A 7,125-nucleotide genomic window follows, 5' to 3' on the forward strand; every position below is an offset into this window, starting at 1 on the left:
ACACCTTCGCCGAGGTGCTCGGCGTGCAGCGGGTCGGCCTGGACGACGACTTCTTCGAACTGGGCGGCAACTCGCTGGTCGCCACCCAGGTGGCGGCGCGACTGGGCGAGGCGCTGGATACGCAGGTTCCGGTGCGCGTGCTGTTCGAGGCGTCCACCGTCGCGGCGTTGGCCGCGAAGGTGGAATCGGCTGCCGGACAGGGCGGCCGGGCGCCGCTGGTGGCGCGGGAACGGCCGGAGCTGGTGCCGCTGTCACTGGCTCAGCAGCGGATGTGGTTCCTCAACCGGTTCGACAACCAGACCGCGGTGAACAACATCCCGATCGCGTTGCGGCTGACCGGTGAGCTCGATGTCGCCGCGCTGGGCGCGGCCATCCGCGACGTGCTCGCGCGGCACGAGGCGCTGCGCACCGTCTACCCGGAGGTGGAGGGCACCGGCTACCAGCGCGTGCTGCCGGTCGGTGAGGTCGCCTTCGACCTGGTCGCCGAACCGGTCGCCGTGGAGCAGTTGCCCGCGCGGATCGTCGAGCTGGCGAGCGTCGGATTCGACGTGACCGCCGAGATCGGGTTCAGGGCGAGCCTGCTGGCGCTGTCGGACACCGATCACGTCGCGGTGCTGGTCATGCACCACATCAGCGCGGACGGTTTCTCGCTGCGTCCGCTGCTGCGTGACGTGGTGCTCGCCTACACCGAGCGCGCCCGTGGCGAGGTCCCGTCCTGGGCCACGCTCCAAGTGCAATACGCGGACTATACGCTGTGGCAGCGCGAGGTGCTCGGCGCCGAGGACGACGCGGACTCCGTCGCCGCACGCCAGATCGCCTACTGGACCGAGCAGCTGCGCGACCTGCCCGATCAGATCGAGCTGCCCGCCGACCGGCCCCGGCCCGAAATCGCCTCCAATGCCGGTGGCACGCACAACTTCTCGGTCGACGCCGAGGTCCACCAGGCGCTGGCCGAGCTGGCGCGCGCCCGCGGCGTGACGCTGTTCATGGTGGTGCACGCCGCGCTCGCCGCCTGGGCGGGCAGGCTGTCGAACAGCACCGACATCGCGATCGGCACCCCGATCGCGGGCCGCGGCGAACGCGCGCTCGACGACGTGGTGGGCATGTTCGTCAACACGCTGGTGCTGCGCAGCCAGGTCGATCCCGGCGCAGGCTTCGGCGAGCTGCTCGAGCAGGTGCGCCGCACCGACCTGGCCGCCTTCGCCAACGCCGACGTGCCGTTCGAGCGGTTGGTGGACGTGATCAGCCCGGTGCGTTCGCAGGCGCATCATCCGCTGTTCCAGGTCGCGCTGACCTTCGAAGCCGCCTCGGCCGCCGACCTGGGCGCGGTCGCGCTGCCCGGCCTGGATATCGCGGTGGTCGACTTCGACCCGGGCACGGCGAAATTCGACGTGCAGCTCACCGTCGGCGAGGCCGCCGACGGCGGGCTGACGCTGTCCTGGAACTACGCCACCGATCTGTTCGACCCGGAGACGGTGGCCGCCTTCGCCGACCGCTTCGTGCGCATCCTGCGCGGTGTCGCCGAGGACCCGGAGATCGCGGTCGGCGATATCGATCTGCTCGGCGAGAGCGAGCGTCTCGACGTGTCGCAGCGCTGGGTGTCATCCGCAGCGGACGCCACTGGTACGCAGCGGTTCGCCGATCCCGACATCACGCTGGTCGGGCTGTTCGACGCCGCCGTCGCCGCGCACCCGGGTCGCGTCGCGGCCCGCTTCGGCGTGGAGACGCTGACCTACGCGGAGCTGGACCGGCGCGCGAATGTGCTGGCGCGCAGGCTGATCGCCGACGGCGCGGGCCCGGAGACGCTGGTCGCGGTGATCCTGCCGCGGTCGCTGGACCTGGTGGTCGCGCTGCTGGCCGTGGTGAAGACCGGTGCGGGCTACGTGCCGGTGGATCCGACCTACCCGGCCGACCGCATCGCCTACGTGCTCGCCGATTCCCGGCCGACCAGCGTGGTGCTCGATTCCACGGTGCAGGTCGCGGTTCCGGACGGGCTGCCCGCCGTGGTGCTGGACGGCTTCGCGGTGGAGACCGGCAATATCGAGGACGCCGACGACGCGCCGATCACCGACGGCGACCGGAATGCCGCGCTCACGCCGGACAACGTCGCGTACGTGATCTACACCTCCGGCTCGACCGGCCGCCCGAAGGGTGTCGCGGTCGCGCACCGCAACGTGGTGCGGTTGTTCGCGAACACCGACCGCGACTTCGGTTTCGGGCCCGAGGACACCTGGACGTTGTTCCACAGCTACGCCTTCGACTTCTCGGTATGGGAGCTGTGGGGACCGCTGCTGTTCGGCGGCACCCTCGTGGTGGTCGACTACTACACCTCGCGCTCGCCGGAGCAGTTCCTGGAACTGCTGCGCGCCGAACGCGTCACGGTGCTCAACCAGACTCCGTCCGCGTTCTACCAGCTGGCCGAGGCGGACCGGAACGCCGCGCCCGACGCCGCGCCGCTGGCGCTGCGTTACGTGGTGTTCGGCGGTGAGGCGCTGGAGCTGCGCAGGCTGTCGGATTGGGTGGCGCGGCACGGCGCTGGGCCCGACGGCCGCTCCGCAAGCTCCGCGACTGGGGCTCCGCTGCTGGTCAACATGTACGGCATCACCGAGACCACGGTGCACGTGTCCTACCGCGCGCTGGACGCCGCGACCATCGCCGCCGCCTCCGGCAGCGTGGTCGGCCGCGCCATCGCCGGTCTGCGGGTGTACGTGCTCGACAACCGGTTGCGTCCGGTGCCGGTCGGCGTCGCGGGCGAAATGTATGTGGCGGGCCCGCAATTGGCTCGCGGCTACCTCGGCCGCCCCGACCTGTCGGCCACGCGCTTCGTCGCCAACCCCATGGGTGACGCACCGGGGGAGCGGCTCTACCGCTCCGGTGACCTCGCCCGCTGGAACCGGCACGGCGAGCTGGAGTACCTGGGCCGCGCCGACGACCAGGTGAAGGTGCGCGGCTTCCGCATCGAGCTCGGCGAGATCGAATCGGCGATCCTGGCCCAGCCGGGCATCGCCCAGGCCGCGGTGATCGTGCGCGAGGACCAGCCCGGCGATCAGCGGATCGTCGCCTACGTGGTCGCCGAACCGGGCGTCGAGCCGGTGCTCGACGCGGTCCGCGACGGCGCCGCCGAGCAGCTGCCGTCCTACATGGTGCCCTCGGCCGTGGTGCGGCTGGAATGGATTCCGCTGACCGTCAACGGGAAGCTGGACCGCCGCGCGCTGCCCGCCCCGACGGCGCAGGCGCGCGCCTTCCGCGCGCCGGTCACGCCGGTGCAGGAAACCGTGGCCGCGGTGTTCGCCGACGTGCTCGGCCTGGAGCGGGTCGGCGTGGACGACGACTTCTTCGACCTCGGCGGCAACTCGCTGATCGCCACCAGGGTGGTCGCCCGCATCGGCGCCGCGCTCGGCGCCACCGTCGCGGTGCGCACCCTGTTCGAGGCCTCCACCGTGGAAGCCCTTGCCGCACGGGTGGAATCGCACGCCGACGGCGCCGCCCGGGCGCGTTTGGTCGCCCGCGAGCGGGCCGCCGACGAACTGGTGCCGCTGTCGTTCGCGCAGCAGCGCATGTGGTTCCTGAACAAGTACGACACCGCGTCGGCGGCCTACAACCTGCCGATCGCCATCAGGCTCACCGGTGGGTTGGACGTCGAGGCGCTGCGGCTGGCGGTCGCCGACGTGGTGCGCAGGCACGAGTCGCTGCGCACCCGCTACCCCGAGCACGGCGGCACCCCGGTCCAGGTGATCGTGCCCGCCGAGGACATCGCCCTGGACCTGCATCCGGTCGCAGTGGATCCGGCGGAGCTGACCGCGGTGGTGACCGAGTTCGTCACCACCGGATTCGATGTGGCCGAAGAGGTTCCGCTGCGCACCCGGCTGTACGCGGCGGGACCTGAGGAGCACGTGCTCGTCGTCATGGTGCACCACATCGCGGCCGACGGTTTCTCCATGGGGCCGCTGACCCGCGACGTGATGACCGCCTACACCGCGCGCAGCACCGGCGCCGCCCCCGGTTGGGCGCCGCTGGCGGTGCAGTACGCCGACTTCGCGGTGTGGCAGCGCGAGATCCTCGGCACCGAGGAGGATCCCGACTCGCTGCTGGCCAAGCAGGTCGCGCACTGGCGGCGCACACTCGACGGCGTCCCCGACGAGCTGGCGCTGCCCACCGACCGCCCGCGTCCGGCCGTGGCCTCGCACCGCGGCGCGACGCTGCATCGCGCGCTGTCCGGCGAGCTGATCGCCGCGCTGGAGGACCTCGCGCGGCAGCGCGGAGCCTCGCTGTTCATGGTCATGCACAGCGCGCTCGCCGTCCTGCTGTCGCGTCTGTCGGGTGGGGACGACATCGCGGTCGGCACTCCGATCGCGGGCCGAGGCGAAGCCGAACTCGATGACGTAATCGGCATGTTCGTCAACACCCTGGTGCTGCGCACTCCGATCGTGCCGGGCGAATCGTTCGCCGACCTGCTCGACCGGGTACGGCGCGCCGACCTGGACGCGTACGGCAACGCCGACGTGCCGTTCGAGCGGCTGGTGGAACTGCTCGCGCCGGAACGCTCGCAGGCGCGCAATCCGCTGTTCCAGGTAATGCTGGCGTTCCAGAACCTGGAGCGCACCACCCTGGACCTGCCGGGCCTTTCGGTGTCCGCGCTGGATCTGGAAGAGAACGTCGCACGCTTCGACCTGCAGTTCACTTTGGCCGACCGCGGTGAATCCGTTTCCAGCGGTATGGCATTGGCGCTCACCTACGCCACCGAGCTGTTCGACTCCTCGACCGCTGCCGGCATCGTGGACCGCTGGGAACGCGTGCTCGAAGCCATCGCCGCCGACCCGGATGTGCCGGTCGGTGATATCGCGCTGCTGGATGAGCAGGAGATTGAACGGGCGCTGCGTGGCTGGAATAACACCGCACGCGACCTCGGCCCGGTGGGCACGTTGGTCGAGGAGTTCGCCGCGCAGGCAGAGGCGACGCCGGACGCGGTCGCTGTTGTCGATCCGGCTACCGGAATCTCGTTGACGTATGCGGATTTCGCTGCTCAGGTATGGCGGTTGGCGCGTCGTCTGATCGAGGCGGGTGTGGGTCCGGAGACGTTGGTGGCGTTGGGTATGCGCCGGTCGGTGGATTTGGTCGTCGCGGCCTATGCGGTGCACGCCGCTGGTGGCGGCTATGTGCCATTGGATCTGGATCAGCCTGCTGAGCGGGTGGACTATGTGCTGGGTTCGGCGGACCCGGTTTGTGTGCTGACCACCTCGCGGGATGGGTTCGACGGCGCGGGTCGCGCCACGTTGTGCGTGGATGAGCTGGAGTTGTCCGGGTACTCTGATGCGCCGATCACCGACGCCGAGCGCATCGCGTCGTTGCGTTCGCAGCATCCGGCGTACGTGATTTTCACCTCCGGTTCGACCGGCCGTCCGAAGGGTGTGGCGGTGTCGCACGCCGCGGTGGTCAACCAGGTCCGTTGGATCACCGGCGTTTACGGTATCGGCGGGGATGATGTGGTGTTGTTCAAGACCCCCGCGACGTTCGATGTGTCGGTCTGGGAGTTGTTCGGTCCGTTGAGTACCGGCGGCCGTATTGTCGTGGCGAGTCCGGATGGGCACCGTGATCCGCAGTATCTGGTCGAGGTGATCGCGGCCGAGCGGGTCACCATGACTTCGTTCGTGCCGTCGATGCTGACTGTTTTCGCTGGTGGTGTGGATCCGGCTGATGCGGAAGCGTTGGCCTCGTTGCGGATTTTGTTCGTCGCCGGTGAGGCGTTCACCGCGGACGCGGTTGTGGCGATCCGGCGGGTGAGTGACGCGGCGCTGTACAACTTGTACGGCCCCACCGAGTTCACCGTGCATGCTACGCACGGCCCGGTCGCCGATGAGGTGGACGGCGCTGTGCCGATCGGCTTGCCGGTGTGGAATGCGCAGGCGTATGTGCTGGACGCGCGCTTGCATCCGGTGCCTGCGAACGTTGCGGGGGAGTTGTATCTCGCTGGTGACCAGCTTGCCCGTGGGTATGTCGGTCGTGCTGATCTGACCGCGGACCGTTTCGTGGCCAACCTGTTCGGGGCGCCGGGCGCGCGGATGTACCGTACCGGTGATCTGGTCGCCCGGGACGCTGCTGGCGCCATCGAGTATCTGGGGCGCACGGACTTCCAGGTGAAGTTGCGTGGTCTGCGTATCGAGCTCGGGGAGATCGAAACCGCGCTCACCGCGCACGAATCGGTCGCGCAGTCGGTGGCGCTGGTGCGTTCGGATACCCGCACCGGGGATCGGCTGGTCGGCTATGTGGTGCCCGCGAACAGTGTGACGGTGGACGTCGAGCAGTTGCGTGCGCATCTGTCGGCGTGGTTGCCGTCCTACATGGTGCCCGCCGCGATCGTGGTGCTCGAGGCGATGCCGCTGAATCCCAACGGCAAGCTGGACCGGCGTGCGCTGCCCGAACCCGTTTTCGAGGCGCGGGAATCCCGTGCGCCGCGCACCCCGGTCGAGCAGACCATCGCCGAGGTGTTCGCCGAAGTGCTCGGCGTGGAGCGCGTCGGCGTGGACGACTCGTTCTTCGCGCTCGGCGGCGACAGCATCGTGTCCATCCAGCTGGTCTCGCGGGCCAAGGCGCGCGGTGTGGTGTTCACGCCGCGGCACGTCTTCGAGCAGCGCACCGTGGCTGGACTGGCCGCCGTCGCGGAAACCGCCGAGGCGGCCGAGGCGTCGGCGGTGACGCTCGCCGAGCCGCCGGGCGGCGGCATCGGCGCGATGCCGTTGACGCCGGTGGTCCGGTTCATGGCCGAGCGGCGCGGTTCGTTCGGCCGGTTCAACCAGACGCTGGCGCTGGAACTGCCGGTCGGCATCGATCGCGCGGGCATCGCCGCGACGGTCGGCGCTGTCATCGATCGGCACGACATGCTGCGGGCGAGCCTGCGCCGCGACGGCGACGACTGGGTCGTCGAGACCGCCGCGCCGGGCACGGTCGAGGTGGACGCGCTGATCGATCGGACCGAGTTCGACGCGGGCGTCGGCGACGCGGAGCTGGTCGAGGTCGCCTCGGCCGCGCTGGACGAGTCGCTGGACCGGCTCGATCCGGCGGCCGGCGTGGTCATCCGGTTCGTGTGGCTGGAACCCTCGGCCGCCGATCGCGCCGGACGACTGATCG

1 protein-coding gene is annotated in these 7,125 nt (G+C 70.2%); it reads left to right on the forward strand.

The window, feature by feature from the left end:
* The coding region (locus IU459_RS36095) for a non-ribosomal peptide synthetase (RefSeq protein ID WP_195134080.1) at window positions 1–7,125 on the forward strand (7,125 nt) is incomplete at both ends.

Source organism: Nocardia amamiensis (assembly GCF_015477605.1).
Lineage (GTDB): Bacteria > Actinomycetota > Actinomycetes > Mycobacteriales > Mycobacteriaceae > Nocardia > Nocardia amamiensis_A.